Genomic DNA, 15293 nt, shown 5'->3' with positions numbered 1-15293 from the left:
TTTTTTACATACACCATAAGTCAAGCCCATATAAAATTACTGCAGGCATTTCCCAATAAATTTACTTGGGCTCCCTTTTTATCTTGGCAATCCCCTCCAGCTCCAAATAACTCATCAAACCAAAATCATTTTTTATACCTAGCTTCTTCATGACCGAACGTTTTTGAGTGCTAATCGTTTTAATACTGCGCTGCTTTTTACTTGCAATTTCACTGACACTCATCCCTTCCGCTATCCACAATAAGACTTCCCACTCTTTCTTGGTTAGCCTATTGGCTTCCTTATCACATGACTCCATTTCAGGCTTGACCCTCCCTTCAATATCAGCAGCGGTCCTTATCGACTCCAATAGCGCCAGCTGAGAGTCTCCCTTATAAATAATCTCACAGACACCAACATTCTTCCCTTGACAAATCTTTGTTAAATACAATTGACTAGTAAACAATATTATCTTGGCATTACGCGCTGTTTCCTGAGCTACGCGAAGCCATGCGAAGCCATCCTTTGCTTCATCTGGCATGGAGAAATCTATCACCAGCACATCGCATGGTGCAGAGTCTTTCACTCTGATCAAGTATTCCTGAATAGTGGAAACAGAAAAAACCAACTCTATGTCCATCTGCTGTGACAGAAATTGCTCCAAACCTAACAGAATAATAGGATGATCATCAACCAGTCCCACCTTAATCCGCCGGCCATTCTTAAAGACCAAAGATTTACTAGCTGCCATTTATGTCTTCCCGATTATTCAATTCCTGCATATTTTCCTACCCAGCCATCGTTTCGATATGCAAAAGCGAAAGGCCACTCATTTATCCAATCGGCAATATCGCAGATACTATAGCGAAACTCAGGGCCACTCCTGACGGAGCTCCGGTCACAATGGATGATTGTGGAGATGATGCACACGCAGCCGCAAGGCGGTGTCTTTTGTGCTGCGGGCCATGAAGGATCATCACTCTAGGCCTGAAAGCCCTGCTCCCTCATATGCAAATTTGATCCGGGAGCTTTTTCCTGCTAACGACGGACTTTGCCAGACGCCGATATTAAGCAGCTGCATTTCAAGAAGAGCGGCCTCTCCACATGCCATCGACTTCATGATTTCCATTCCCACGCAGTCCTCTCCCTACCGCATCTGTCACATAACGGACAAACTGCAGCATGCCCCGTGAAACATTTGGCATACCATCCCGCGCCAAGTTCTATTGCAACGCAATATAAAACCAAAAAAAGCATGAGAACATTCATTATTCAGATTTAGTTGTGCAATTTAACGAAAATGAAGATGAATGTTTCTCAGGCAGAAAAAATCCCTGCAACGCCTAGCACGTGCATTTCATGTTTTAAGGATATGAATTAAAGATTATTGGAACATTTTTCATATTTCATTCGCAATCAACTTGCCTGAACCAACTTTGCCGCCATCCTTCCACATCAGAACGAGCTGCAGGGTTGCGCGCATTGCTTTTAGGAATGTTCTGAATTTCCGCGTGCCCTTGCCACCCTTTGCGTGAGCAATGCTAGTTATTCAACTTGTGACGGATTTGAAATATCCACTCATCTACCAACACTATTTTTAACTAAATATTTTCAACTCGCATATGTCTTTCAAGCCCAGAACGAAACCGCCATGACTTCAAGCCTGACAGCCATTTCCACTGCCGCAATCGAAAACAGACATCCATTACATCAAACTCACATGCAACCCAGGAAAAGAATGACCGCCCTTCCTCACCTCACCTTAATCAGCACTGATTTTGCAAATACAAGACCGGAAGATAGCAAAAATAAGACCTATGCATCAGCCGCTGGAGCATTAGCATTGGCAGAATCACAGAATTCAGGAGTTCAACAATCTGATTATATGCACTGGCGCTCATCACATAATCAGCCATGCATATCTTAATTATTAAGCCACTCACGCGAAAATTTTAAAAGCGTCCACGGAGTTTGACATGACCAAGGCATCCCTGATTTTCCTGATGACTGCTACAATACTGTTAGGCATGTTCTTCTTTGACCATTGGCAGCGGCTTAAGATATTTGAGCCCGCTCATCAGCTCTACCCCACTCCTGATGAAATGGGGGTGCCATACAAGGACATATGGCTAACGATCAGAAATATGGAAAACGAAGACAAGGGCATTCTGCATGGATGGTGGCTACCTAACAAAGAAGCCAGCATGCTGTATTTACATGGTAGCGAAAGCACAATAGCCACTGATTTGGATAAGATATTGCAGATATGGAATGCAGGTTATTCGGTGCTTGCTATAGATTATAGAGGATTTGGCCAAAGCACTAAAATGCTTCCAAACGAGAACAGCGTGACGGAAGATGCGATGGCGGCCTGGGATTACTTGAAGACACTATCCGACTCAAAAAACTTCCACGGCATCTATGGCCACTCGTTAGGAAGCGCCATCGCGATCAACATTGGAAAAAGACACCCCGAGGTGGATTATCTGGTTCTAGAAGGTAGTTTCTCATCGATGGCGGACATCATAAAGGAAACTACACCATATAGATGGCTACCTTCCCTCTTGCTGACTCAAAAATTTGAATCCATGAAAAACATTCAAGGCATTGCCATACCAAAGCTATTTATACATTGCAGAAGCGATGAGATTGTTCCATTCTTTTTAGGCGAGAAACTTTACCAGGCAGCAGGCCTCCCTAAAACCAGGCTTATCCTCGAAAAAGGAGGCCATCAAACATGCAGCCATGCTGATGCTGCGCTCTGGAAAAACGCCATGAGAATGATAATGAGCAAAAATAGCTCGACATGAATCAAAAATCTTTTCCTGCGTAACACTTGCAACATGAGGGTAGCCTTTCGGCTACCTCAACTACCTCACTGTTGATTATACTGATCAAATACCTAATCGCCCGTCCAAAGCAAAAAACTCCACACGCCTGGATGCAGAAATCTGCATGACTCGGCGCAGCAAACACTTCTCTCTCGCGGAGCTAGGCTCCTGAAACTCCGCTACTCCTTCTGACCCTCGCTGATGATTCTATCTTTCAATATATCCATTGCACATCTCACTTTTTCACGTAAATTCTCCATTTCCTCCTTGACCCTTTCCACATCTCTCCGCAATGAGATATTTTCGATTTCCGAGCAACATGCAGCCAAATCCTCTAAATTCAGGTAAAGAGACAACCCAGCCAAGGAATGAGAAATATTTATCATCCCATCATAATCCCCTGACTCAAACAACATGCTCAGCCTCAAAAAATCCGCTTGAATTCTCTCTATTGCCATACGTAAAACTGAATGGCTGACATTATTTCCCTCATATTCAGATTTCATCATCACAACTACTCCTTTGGAATGCGCCTCGCCAAAGTAGTGACTAGTACGCCTCAACCTCCGGAATCGCGGTCAAAATATGGCATTTTAGGATAAATCCCAAAACTCTCTCATCAACTCTTCCTCTGAATGTAGTTCAACTACCCTCAAAGTCAAACAATGAAATATGCAGGGGTTTCAAAATGGAAGACGGCTTTGGAATAAAGATGAGCCATGTCGCGATTCGCATTCTGATAGCAATCCACATCGACCGTCTAAAAGGATTGTTGTCGGAAACAGTAACGAACTGCTCAAGCGACGCTATGCAGAGACAGTGCCCAATCGGTGCATCCTATATACAAATCCACTGCCAAAATGAAAAGAGAATTGACAGCTTCATCCAGGAGAACTTAATGAGCACTTTGCATGAAATTCTCTTCCTGGCTCAAGATCATCATCTTGAAGCTATTGCATGCAAGTGCGAGAAGGCCATCACGGTTTGCTGCGAAAACAATCGCGACGCCAATCAGAGCGCGCTGGAAAACCTACTCAAAGCAATGACAAAAGAGATTTCATAAGGACACAGACATCCAGACCGTGGGATATCTTGCGCCTAAAACATGGCCATGGGCTAATAATCCTGCCGGTCTTGCATCATTTATGCTTGCCGCGGTCGTTTTCCATGTGGTTTAGAGTGGCCAACAACACCCCGTTTTACGGCTGAAGCAAGGCCTGCCGACGCAAACAGTACAAGCCGTACGGCAAGTCGCCGCAACTCAGCATCAGGGGTTTTGTCAGCCGCTCTTAGTCCAACCTTCCCAAGGTTTCGACGCATTGCTTGAATCGCTCGAATTTCCGTCGGCGGCGTCCCTCATCGCATGGCTGTGGATGCAGAATGTTCGAGGCCGGCTCGCGCAGATCCGCTTCTCGAAGGAAATCCTGGATGGAATGGCTCCATTCCAACTCCACCGCAGCCAACGCCGCCAATCCTCTCAGGGGATGCAGATGCGCATCCGGCTTGACCAGCAAACTGACATTCAGATTGTCCGCGATCATCCTCAGCCACGCCTCACTCCTCGCGCCTCCCCCAACCACTTTGAGCAGTCCTACTTTCTCCATGCCCAGCAGCTCGGCACACCAACGCAGCGACAATGCGGCGCCCTCCAATACCGCCAGCAGGATCTGGGCCCTGGTGGTTGCGCCCGTGACACCCAAGAGCGCTCCTCTTGGCGCCGGCAGCTCGACCGGACACCGTTCTGCATGCAAATACGGAACGAATAGCAAGCCATCAGGCACCGTCACACCCTGAACCTCGGCAGCCGCCATGTGGAAATATTCGGCGCAGTCCTCTCCCGGACGGTGTCCGACCAGCGTCAACGCCCATTGCAGAATATTGCCCGCATTCAGCACCGGCGCCACCTGCAGCGTCTTGCCTGCAATAATCCCCGCAAGCCTGAATATCGTCCCGACAGGCATGTCGCCGACGGGATCGGTTTGCGTCAAGCGCGCCAGCCAGCCCGTCGTTCCCAAATGCAGATAGGCGTCCTCGTCATCCAACACGCCGACACCCAAAGTAGCCGCCCCCGCATCTCCCAAACCGCAAAGCACCGGCGTGCCGGACACGAAGCCAGTCTGCCGGGCCGCAAGCGCGGACACGCCTCCAACCTGCTCCCCTGGCTCAAGCAATCGAGGCATCAAATCCAAGGAAAAGCCATAGTCGGCCAGCAGTTCCACATGCCAGGCATCGTCTTTAGGCCGATAAAGGCCAGTGGTCGAGGCATTGGTTCGGTCAGTGGCATGCCGCCCCGTCAAGCGCAGCACAACGTAATCCTTGGCCCCCAGCACGACATGCCTCAGGCGCCCAAAGGCCTGCGGAAAACTGGCGCGCCAAAAGACCAGCTTGGGCAGAATCGAAGCCGCCGTCATCGGGTTTTCCAGCGCGCTCCATAAGTTGTCGGCGCCATGACGGGCATTGATTTCTTCAGCCTCTTTGAGCGGCCTCTTGTCCGAATACAGCACCGCGCGGTGAAGCGGCTCATGATCTTGGTCCAGCGGGAGAAAATTCTGCATTTGCCCGCTGAGGACGATAGCGGACACCCTGCGCGCATCCACGCCAGACTGCCACCAACTGGACGCAATGCGCTGCACCGCGTCGTACCAATCTCCAGCATCCTGCTCGACGGGGCCATTGCCATCGCCATAGGTTTCCAAGGCGATCGACCTCTGAAAATGCAAACCCCCGTCTCGGTCAGCGAGTGCTGCCTTGACCTCTGTCGTACCGATATCAAACGTCGCAATATAAAAAGCCACGCATCGCCTTTCTGGATTTAGAGCCGCTGACAAAACCCCTGACGCTGCGTTGCGCCGACTTGCCATAAGGCTTGTACTGTCTGCGTCGGCGCGACTTGCCTCAGCCGTAAAACTGAGTTTTGTCAGCCACGCTTATTTTCAGCCCACAACAAAATAAATTCCCAGTCAATCAGATTGACTCGTATCCCTACCCACGCAAGCTCAAGCCTCCACATCCTCTTGCGATGCCCGATCAGCAAGCCTGCCTCGCGCGCCACCAGGCGATGTCTCGGCAGGAATCTGGGTGTGTCGGTCCGAATGTAGAGTGAGACTGGTTAAAACCATCCATCCGTTCATCATTTCAGATTTATCCTAAAATCCGTGCCCCATCGATTCCCCGGACCGGAGCCATGCCAGGCAGAACCCATGCCGAAAGGCGCGAGCGAGACGCCTGGCGGTTTCAACGAGCGAAATCCAGAGAATGGCAACAGGGACACCATGACAGGAGATGAACAGCGCGGAACTGATCGTGGAAACGATTTTCGAGGAAAGACGAAGTCTTGCCGCCGCAACGGCAACCGATCAGTCATGTGAATCGGCGGAGCGACGGGGCAGCCGCGATTTGGGGACAGCGGCAGGTGCGGCCCAGTAGATGGCGCGCCGCGACGCCACGGAGCCGGTTTTGGCCGGCGCGCTTATTTTTGGATAGGTTCAGGCGCCGGCGCGCGGTCAGCCAGCATCAGCCCTACCATTGCCATTCCCAGCGCGGCAGATGCCGCGCCGATCAGAAAGACCGCCCCATAGCCGAAACTGTCGGCGAACAGGCCCGCTATCGGCCCCGTCAGGCCATAAGCCAGGTCCTGGAAAGCCGCGAAGCCGCCCAGCGCGGTTCCGCGCAGATGCGCCGGCACGCGCTTGACCACCTCCACCCCCATCGACGGGAATACCATTGAACACCCTATGCCGGTCAATAAGGCGCCCAGCAAGGCGGCGGCCGGCGCGGCCGAACTCCAGATCAACCACTGTCCGACGACCTCCACACCCAACGAAATCAGCGCCACCTTCGCGCCGCCGATGCGGTCGGGCAGATGGCCGCACAGCACGCGCACCAATACGAAGCCTACGCCGAAACCGGTCAGGCCGAGGCTGCCCCAGGCCCAGCCGCGACTGGAGAAATACAGCGCGAAAAAAGCGCCTAGGCCGGCGAAGCCGACGCCTTGCAGAAACACCGCCGCGCCGGGTTTGCCGATCCGCCCCAGGATGCGCAGAAAAGACTCGCGCTGGCCGGCATGCGGCCTGATGCCGGGAAAGCTGCGGATCAACAATAGCCCTGCCAGGGGCAGCAGCGCGCAAACCAGCATCAGCGGCCGGAAACCGGTCTGCTGGAACAGCAAGAGGCCAAGCGGGCCGCCGGCGGCGAAAGCCCCGTACATGCCCATGCCCACCAGAGACATCACCTTGCCGGAATGGACCGGCCCCATCAGCCCGATGCTCCAGGCCGACATGCCCACAATGGCCAAGCTCTCGCCCAAGCCCAGCAGCAAGCGCCCCGCCAACAGAGCGCCCAGCGCCAAAGCGGGCTGATTGGCCAAGAAAGACGAGGCCAGGCAGACCACGCCAGCCAGCGCATACAGGCAGAGGCCCCGCCGCATGCAGGCCTTGCCGCCCTGCTGGTCGCACAGGCGGCCGGCATGGCCGCGTGTCAGTATGGTGGAAAAAAAGGTGATCCCGACCGCAAGGCCGCCCAAAGCGTTGCCGTAATGCAGTTGGTCTATCACATAGATGGAAGTGACCGGCAGCGTCATGGCCACCGCGAGATAAGACAGGAACAACGCAGCCGTCTTCGCCAGCAGGCGGCGATAGGCTTGGGAAAATGACAGAACTTCCGACATGAACAGCGATCTCCACGCAGGTCCAGGCCTGCGCGGCAATCGCCTTGCAAGGCGCGACGCACCGCGCCACGGCCGGGTGGCTAGGTGCGTTGCTTGACGTAAACGCTTACGGCCGCAGGTCCGGGCCTGGCGGCGAATATGATACGCCTACCTTATCATCCCCATCGTAGTCACGCAAGCCCGCGGCCTCCCCGTCTCGCCTCCTCCTGGCCTGCCGACGGAACGGACTTCATCTCCGGGGGCTGCAACAGCTGGCACATGCCGCTCATGCTGGGCACCAGACACAGCGGCGTGCCTGGCGGCAGACCTGCGTCCGGCATCCCTTCCGCCACGCTGTCCGCGCCGCGGCTGGTTTCCCGCGGCGTGTAATCCAGCCGCGGCAGCAAGGTCGGCGCCAGCACTTTCAGCACCTGCACCGGCAAGGCGCTGGTGAACTTGTAGTCGGCCGCCTTGGGCCCGGCCACATAGGCGACGATGGTGCCGAAGTAATGATCGCCGATATAGAACACGAAAGCGCCGGAGCGGCTGACTACCCGCGCCGAGGTCAATCCGCCGCCGCGCGAGAAAGTCTTGAAGCGGTTGTCGCCGGTGCCGGTCTTGCCGCCTATCAGCGTGTGCTCGCCTTTCTTGCGGTCGAAAGCGCCCGCCACGCGGTGGGCGGTACCCTTGTCCACCACTTCTGACAGCACCTGGCGCACCAGTTGCGGAATCTCGGGCGGCAGCACCCGCACGCCGCGTGTCGGCGCCTGCGCCAGCGAGGTCTCGTATGGCGTGGCCTCGGCGAAGCGCATCTTGTCGATGTAAACGGTCGGCAGGCGCACGCCGTCATTGGACAGGATGCCCATCAGTTCGGCCAGCGACGCCGGCCGGTCCGCCGATGCGCCCAGCGCCGTAGCGTAGGATGGCACCAGCGAATCGAAGGGATAACCCATCCGTTTCCACGCCGCGTGTATCTTGCGGAAAGCGTCCGCCTCCTGGATCTGGCGGATGCGGTTATCCTGGCCGCCCTTGTGCTTGCTGTTGAACAGCCATTGATAGACTTCCTGGCGCTGAGCGGCGCTGGCCTGCACCATCTCGCTCCACTCCGCGCCGGGATGGCCATGCAGATAGGCGACCATCCACAACTCCAGCGGATGGATGCCTGCCAGATAGCCTCGGTCGGCCAGGTTGAAGCGGTCCGGCCCCAGTTCGTCGTACAGCCTAGCCAGCGTCTTGGGCTCCAGCTTGGCCGGCGGGTTGGCGTGCCTGGCAATGAAGGCCGCCATCGCCTGCTGGTCCTCGGTCGGGCGGATGCTGCGGAAAATCACAGCCAGGCGCTTGGGGCTGCGGCGCGCCTTCTCCACCAGCAAAGCGTCGATCTGGTCCGCGCTCTTGCCGCGGTACTTGTGGTAGAAGCCCGCCATGAAGGTCTTGCCCTCCTTGTCGGCGAAACGCTGCAGGTATTCGCGCCGGCGCGGGTCTTCCTTGTCGCCCATCAGGGTGTCGTCGTAGCCGGCCGGATACATGTAGTAGCGGACGATGTCGCGCATCACCCGGATGTAAACCAGGTTCACCGAGCGCTGGGTCGCCTCGCGCAGGCTCAGGATCCGGCCGTTGTCGTTCTTGTCGAAGTTTTCGAAGGTGTGGCGGCCGCCGCCGGTGAAAAAGCTCTCGCCCGGGCTGGCGCTGTACTTGCGCTCCAGCGACGCGGCCAGCATCGCCGGCAGGCTGCGGTCGTCGTTCTGGCGCAGGTAGTCTATCGCCCAGCGCCGCAGCACCGACTCGTGCTCGCCGGACCTGATCTTGCCCAGCGCCTCGCGGCTAAGGCCCGCGTACTGCCGGTGCAGGTCGGCGATCACTTCCAGATAGGTGACCAGCGTGCGCAGCTTGGAGGTGGATCCCAGGTCCAGCTTGGTGCCTTCGTTGATGTCGAAAGGCTGGTCGAAATTGTCGGCCTGCACCCTGACCTTGTTGCCGAACGGCGTGCGTTCGATCAACGTGAAGCTGTAGGTGACGCCTTCCGGCGATCCCTGCTGCAGCAGGAACTTGTCGCCCAGGCCCGCCGATTTCGCGTACTCCGGGTCGCGCAGCTTCATCAGGTGGTCGGTGACGGACTGCTGCAGCTGCGAATCCAGGGTGCTGCCGACCTCGACGTCCACGTGGTCCAGGTCGTACAGCCTGGGCATGCCCAACATGCCGGCGAGTTTGATCCGCACCGCGTTGGCGCCCTTGCGCTCCACCAGCGACTTGACGGCTGGACTCACCTTCTCCTTCTGCTGCCTCAGCGACACTTTCAGCGCCGCGTCGCACAGTTCCTGAGAAATCACCTTGTCGCGCGCCATCAGCCGCAGGTAGGAGTCGGTCAGGTCCTCCAGCACCTTCATGTCGCCATTCAGGTAGGCGGACGGGCCGCGCTGGGAAATCATCAGGCTGAGCGCCTCCTTGAACACGGTTGCCTGTTCGTCCACCGTCGGCGGCGAATCGTTGGCCAGCGTGCGGTTCATTTCGTCGAAGGAACGGCCATACCAGGCCCACATGCCGTCGCCTATGCCGGAAATCTCGCCGAAACCGGCGCGCGCGGCCAGCGGCACCGTATTCAGGTACTCAACCACCAACTGGCGGCGGAAGGCGGTGGTGTCCTCCCCGTTGTGGTAGGCGCGCACCGAAGCCGACAGCATCTGGCGCAGTTTTTCCTTGGGCGAGCCGGTGCGGCCGCCTGGAGAATGACGGAACTTTTCGATCTGGGTCGCCAGCGTGCTGGCGCCGGCGGAGTGGTAGCCGGGACGGAACAGGTGCAGGCTTTCGTCGGCCAGCGCCTTGCCGAAACGCGACCATTCGATCGCCGGATTCTGCTGCGGATTGCTGTCGTCGAGCAGGGTATGGTTTTCGATGTACAGCAGGCCGGACACCAGCAGCCGCGGCAGCGACTCGAAGCTGCCGTACACCCGCTGCGGATACTGGGATTGATAAATGGGACGGCCGTAACCGTCCCGCACCAGCAGCCCGCCTTGATCCTTCTCGCGATAGGGCGGAAACAGGCCCAGCGGCAGCAACGGCCCGGTGACGCCCCGGTCCGTCAGCTTGATCATGTCGGGAGACTGCCTGGCCTGGGCGTCTATCGCGTAGCCGCGCTGCTGCAGGCGCTGCAGGAATCGCGGCAGGTCGACGTAACCCAGCCGCTGATCGTAAGGACCGCCCGGCGCCGGGAAACGCATGTCCTTGCTCGGCCCCGGCTCCACAGCGAAGGTCGCGTGGCGGCCGGCGCGGCTGAAGAACATCGACTGGAAGTGCGAGGTATGGATCTCGTTCAGCAGCAGCGAGGCGCCCAGGCCGAACAGCGCGACGCCCAGGCCGGCCAGCGCCCACCAGACGGAAGAAGACGGTTTGCCCTTGCCCAATCCGAGTTTGGCTTCCGAAGTGTCTATCATGATCAGTCGGCCCTCAGGCCGCCCCCTTAGCAGGAACTGGAGAATGTCGCCGCCGCGCCGCCTCCAGGCGGTATTCTTTCGGATATCGCGCGCCTGACAGGCTTTATTTCACTATCGGACAGCCTTACGGCTTTACAAGCCCCGGACAACTCTACTCACAATTCCATAGCGCCGACTCGGCTCCTCCCCGCCCGGAACGCCCCGCCGGCTCAGGCCAGCACCCCCGCCGCCAGCGCGGATGCCTGGCCGGCGAACTTTACCACTTTGGCCACAGCCTCTATCGAACGCGCGGTCTGATCCAGCGCCGCTGTCGCCGCGTCGGCCTCCTGCGTCGCTTCGGTGAGCGCGCTGACCGCGGCGGCGTACTGGGACGTGGTATGGTCCAGATCCTTGGCGATAGCGGCCAGCGCCAGGCCGGTCAATTGCTCCTGCAAATCCGAGCATTGCCGGCTGACAGCACCCGAGGTGTCCACCATCAGGTTGTTCAAGCGCGACGCCAGGCCGGTCAGCAGCTCGGCCAGATCATGACTGTCCATGGTTTGCCTCCTTATCAACTATTCGGCAGATCGCGGTACAGCGCCCGCAGCCGCCGCGCCTCCGCGATGAAATCGTGCAAACGATCAAGCGGCTTGCCTGGCTGATCCAGGCTGGCGCGCAGCTGGCGGTGCAGCTCCGGGAAGTCCCTCACCGCCTTGTCGGTGGAGGCCAGCGCCTGTTCCAGCCTGTCGTAGCCGGCCAGCTGCGCCGCCACCTGCTGGTCGAAGCGGTAACGCTCCCAGCTGTGATAAGGCGGGCGCACGCCGTCACGGTTGACCAGCCCCAGATAACGCAAGCGGATGCTGCGCACATAGAGCTTCAAATCCTCATCCGCCCGCTCCATCATCTGCGCCAGCGCGTCCAGCCCGGGCTGGGCGCGGTCCATCACGCCGCGCAGCCCCTCCCGGCGCTGGGCCGCGAGCATGGCCTGGCCCAAGGCGTCCACCGCTACGGCGACGCCATTCGCCGCGCCGGCGTCCAGCGTCCCGGCCGGCAGGCCGCGCAGACTGGCCGCCAAATCCTGGGACGCGCGGTCTATGTCCTCGACCTTGCCGCCGCCCGCCAGCTTGGCCAGCGCCTCCGAGTAGCTGCTGAGCGCGTCCAGCGTAGCCGTCACCCGAGACAGCGACGCGCTCAGGTCATAGCTTTCGCCCTGCGCATTCACCAGCGGGAAGCCCTGCGCGCCGACCTTGCGGTCCGGGTAGCCAAGCACGGCGCTGTCGCGCGCGTCGCGCTGCAATTGATCGAAACTTGCCTGGGCGCCGCAGTTCACCTGGACGGCGGCGTCTCTCAAGGCGATGAATTTTCCGCTGTCCACGCTGCCGGCGCAGCCGGCGAGCAGCGACAGAACCAGCGCGGCAGGCAACAAGGAGGAAGATATGGACATGGCGCGCCCCCGAGTGTGACGATGGCGGCCCGGCGGGGCCGGCGATGACATGCCTTCCAGATATAGTCCGTCATCAAACCAAGGCAAAGCGATTGCAGCCCGCTTAAGTAATACGCCGTATCCTCGTCTGCTCTATGAACGCGGAGGGCGCGCCGTCGTGAACCCTCAGCGCGAACGCCACGGCTGGCCGCACCCCACCAGCCGGCGCGACAACAGCGACGCCGCCAGCGAGGCCAGCGCCGAACTGAGCACGATCAGCGTCGCCATCGCGGCGGCGGCCGCGGTGTCGCCGGCGTCGTCCATGGCCACGATGGCTACCGCGGCCAGGCTGCGCTCCGGCCCGGCGATGAACACCAGCGCCGACAGCGTGGTCATCGCCGACACGAACAGGAAGCGAGACACGTCCAGCAAGGCGGGCAGGCAGACCGGCAGCGTCACCCGGCGCAGCGTGATCCAGAACGGTACCTTCAGCGCGGCGGCCACCGCTTCGAATTCGCCATCCATCTGTTTGAGCGCGGTGGCGATGGTCAGATGGGCGGTGGTGTAGAAGTGGACGACCGTGCAGGCCGTCATCAGCGCCAAGCCGCCGTACAGTCCGTTGAGCGGATTGGCGGGGTGGTTGAAGAAGAATACATAGCCCAGGCCCAGCACCAGGCCGGGCACCGCCATCGGCAGCATCGCGAAGAAACGCAACGCTGTCCTCGCCAGCGGCGCGGCCGGCAGCTTCTCGCAGCAATACGCGCCCAGAAAGGCCAGCGACGCGCCGAGCAGCGCCACGGCGGCAGCCATTTCCAGGCTGTTGAAATAGGCGTCCCAGCCGCCGCCGTCCACTTGGTCGAAACGGTAGTGGGCCAGCGTCAGGCTGAGGTCGTACGGCCAATACTTGATGAAGGAGGCCGCCACGCCGACGCCCATCAGCGCCAGCAACGGGATGGCCATGATCGCCAGCATGGTAAGCGCAGCCGCATCCCGCGCCGGGGCCCTGGACGGCGAAAACGGCGTCGACCGCGCGGACAAGGCCGCGCGCTGGCGGCGCGACATCGCCCGCTCGATGAAGCAGGACAGCACCGCCGGCAGCAGCAGCATCAGGCCCACCACCGCGCCGCGCGGGAAGTTCTGCTGGCCCACCACCTGCTTGAACGCCTCCACCGCCAGCACATTGCAGTCGCCGCCCACCACCTTGGGCACGCCGAAGTCAGTCATCACCAGCGTGAACACCAGCAAGGCCGACGACGCCAGGCCGTAGCGCGCGCCCGGCAGCGTGATGGTGGCGAAGCGCCGCCACGCGCCGGCGCCCATCGCCCGCGCCGCCTCGTACAGGCGGGCGTCGGCGACGGACAGCGAGGTGAAAAGCAGCATGAAGGCATAGGGAAAGGCATAGAACGTCTCGCCTGCGACCATGCCCCAGAAGCCGTAAACGGGTCCGTCCCCCAGCCAGCCCTTCAACAGGCCCTGGTTGCCGAACAGATACACCAGCGAGATCGCCGGCAGCAGCGACGGCGCCAATAGCGGCAGCAGCGCGATCTGGCGGAACGCGCCCCTGCCCGGCGCGCGGCTGCGGCATAGCGCCCAGGCGAAGGCGAAGGCCGACGGCACCACCAGCGCCGAGACCGTCAAGGCCAGCAGCAGGCTGTTGCCGGCGGCGCGCATCAGGCCGGGCGAAGCCAGCACCTCGGCGATATTGTCGAGTCCGGCGAAATCGCCGTCCATGGTCAGCACGGATTTGCCGAGGATGAACAGCAGCGGCAGGCCCAGCGCCAACACCAGCCATCCCAGCAGCGCCCAGGCCAGCGCGGCGCCGGCCAGACGTTCGCCGTCCACCCGCAGCGCGGCGGGAAACCATCGTTTTGCCAGGCTCAGCATGCCGCCTCCCCCGGATAGGCGCGCAGCTGCGCGGCCGGCAGCTCCACCGGCACGATCTCGCCCGGCACCAGCGGCTGGCGGTTCAGCATCGACGGGCATATTTCGGCGCGCAGGATCAGGCCGGGCATGCCTTCCGGGCGCAAGCGCAGCCGCGTCATCGCGCCGCCGAAGGACACATCCTCCACCCGCGCCAGCAGGGTATTGGCCGCCGGCGCCCAGCGCGGCTTGACGATGACGTCTTCAGGCCGGATGAACAGCGTCAACGCCTCGGCATCGGGCAGATCCCGCGCCAGGCTCAGCACGCAGCCGCCGACCGCCGCCTCCCGGCCACCGCGGCGCTCGGCCGGCAGCCAATTGGCGTCGCCGACGAATTCGGCGACGAAGCGGCTGGCCGGGCTGCGGTAGATCTCGGCCGGCGTGCCGGTCTGTTCGATCCGCCCGGCATTCATCACCACCACCCGGTCGGCGATGGACAGGGCCTCTTCCTGATCGTGGGTGACCATCATCGTGGTGACGCCCAGCCGCCGCTGCAGGCCCTTCAGCTCCTCGCGCAGCTTGTCGCGCACCCGCGCGTCCAGCGCCGACAACGGCTCATCCAGCAGCAGCAGGCCGGGCGAGGTGGCCAGCGCGCGCGCCAGCGCCACCCGCTGCTGCTGGCCGCCGGACAGCTGCGATGGGTATTTGCCTTCCGAGCCCGGCAGGCCGACCATGTCCAGCAGCTCGCGCACGCGGTGGGCATGGCCGGCCTTGTCGCGGCGCGGCGTCAGGCCGTAGGCGATGTTGTCGGCCACGGTCAGGTTGGGAAACAGTGCGTAGCTCTGGAACACAATGCCGTAGTCGCGCTTGGCCGGCGCCGTGCGGGTGATATCGCGGCCGGACAGGCGGATCGCGCCGGCGTCCGGCAGATCCAGCCCGGCGATCAGCCGCAGCAGCGTGGTCTTGCCGCAGCCGGATGGGCCAAGCAGGCAGACGAACTCGCCCTTGCGGATGGAAAGCGAGGCTTGATCCAAAGCGGTGAAGGCGCCGAAACGGCGGCAGAGCGCATGGACGGATAAATGCTCGGACAAGCCGGACAGGCTATCGACCGGTTTCATCGGGTGCTCCCGTGACCTGAGACTATGCGT

12 protein-coding genes are annotated in these 15293 nt (G+C 59.7%); 3 read left to right on the top strand and 9 right to left on the bottom strand.

Annotation, left to right across the window (positions count from 1 at the left end; all coding sequences use genetic code 11):
• Positions 1-61: 61 nt before the first annotated feature.
• On the bottom strand, positions 62-730 hold the full coding sequence (locus CV_RS09130) for a response regulator transcription factor (RefSeq protein ID WP_011135421.1): 669 nt from the start codon (positions 728-730) through the stop codon (positions 62-64).
• Between the two features lie 900 nt (positions 731-1630).
• Between CV_RS09130 and CV_RS23465 the strand changes: the two genes are divergently transcribed.
• Positions 1631-1906 (top strand): hypothetical protein, encoded by a 276-nt coding sequence (locus CV_RS23465; RefSeq protein ID WP_140411224.1) that lies wholly within the window; start codon positions 1631-1633, stop codon positions 1904-1906.
• 49 nt (positions 1907-1955) lie between these two features.
• Positions 1956-2789, top strand: coding sequence for an alpha/beta hydrolase (locus CV_RS09125; protein WP_011135417.1), 834 nt, complete (start codon positions 1956-1958; stop codon positions 2787-2789).
• Between the two features lie 200 nt (positions 2790-2989).
• Here CV_RS09125 and CV_RS09120 read toward each other — a convergent pair whose 3' ends face one another.
• The gene (locus CV_RS09120) at positions 2990-3319 is read right to left on the bottom strand and encodes an Hpt domain-containing protein (RefSeq protein ID WP_011135416.1); all 330 of its coding nucleotides are present in this window, start codon (positions 3317-3319) and stop codon (positions 2990-2992) included.
• A 179-nt stretch (positions 3320-3498) separates the two neighbouring features.
• On the opposite strand from CV_RS09120, the gene CV_RS09115 reads away from it, so the two are divergent.
• Complete coding sequence (locus CV_RS09115) at positions 3499-3873, top strand: hypothetical protein (RefSeq protein ID WP_043595912.1); 375 nt, start codon at positions 3499-3501, stop codon at positions 3871-3873.
• A gap of 226 nt (positions 3874-4099) precedes the next feature.
• Here CV_RS09115 and CV_RS09110 read toward each other — a convergent pair whose 3' ends face one another.
• From CV_RS09110 to CV_RS09080, 7 genes are all read right to left on the bottom strand, one after another.
• Entirely contained in the window at positions 4100-5605 is a 1506-nt protein-coding gene (locus CV_RS09110) for a xylulokinase (RefSeq protein WP_011135414.1), read from the bottom strand.
• A gap of 674 nt (positions 5606-6279) precedes the next feature.
• A complete protein-coding gene (locus tag CV_RS09105; protein ID WP_011135413.1) occupies positions 6280-7476 on the bottom strand; it encodes an MFS transporter in 1197 nt (398 codons plus the stop codon).
• Positions 7477-7646: 170 nt separating this feature from the next.
• Entirely contained in the window at positions 7647-10883 is a 3237-nt protein-coding gene (locus tag CV_RS09100) for a transglycosylase domain-containing protein (protein ID WP_011135412.1), read from the bottom strand.
• Positions 10884-11092: 209 nt separating this feature from the next.
• Entirely contained in the window at positions 11093-11419 is a 327-nt protein-coding gene (locus tag CV_RS09095; RefSeq protein WP_011135411.1) for a hypothetical protein, read from the bottom strand.
• Positions 11420-11433: 14 nt separating this feature from the next.
• A complete protein-coding gene (locus CV_RS09090; protein ID WP_011135410.1) occupies positions 11434-12306 on the bottom strand; it encodes a hypothetical protein in 873 nt (290 codons plus the stop codon).
• A gap of 165 nt (positions 12307-12471) precedes the next feature.
• Positions 12472-14169 carry a putative 2-aminoethylphosphonate ABC transporter permease subunit gene (locus CV_RS09085; protein ID WP_011135409.1) on the bottom strand — a complete coding sequence of 566 codons (1698 nt, stop codon included), beginning with the start codon at positions 14167-14169 and terminating at the stop codon, positions 12472-12474.
• On the bottom strand, positions 14163-15263 hold the full coding sequence (locus CV_RS09080) for a putative 2-aminoethylphosphonate ABC transporter ATP-binding protein (RefSeq protein ID WP_011135408.1): 1101 nt from the start codon (positions 15261-15263) through the stop codon (positions 14163-14165). The genes CV_RS09085 and CV_RS09080 overlap by 7 nt, the downstream gene beginning before the upstream one ends.
• Positions 15264-15293 lie beyond the last annotated feature (30 nt).

This window comes from Chromobacterium violaceum ATCC 12472 (genome assembly GCF_000007705.1).
Taxonomy (GTDB): Bacteria; Pseudomonadota; Gammaproteobacteria; order Burkholderiales; family Chromobacteriaceae; genus Chromobacterium; species Chromobacterium violaceum.
This window is presented reverse-complemented; position numbering and strand designations above follow the sequence as displayed.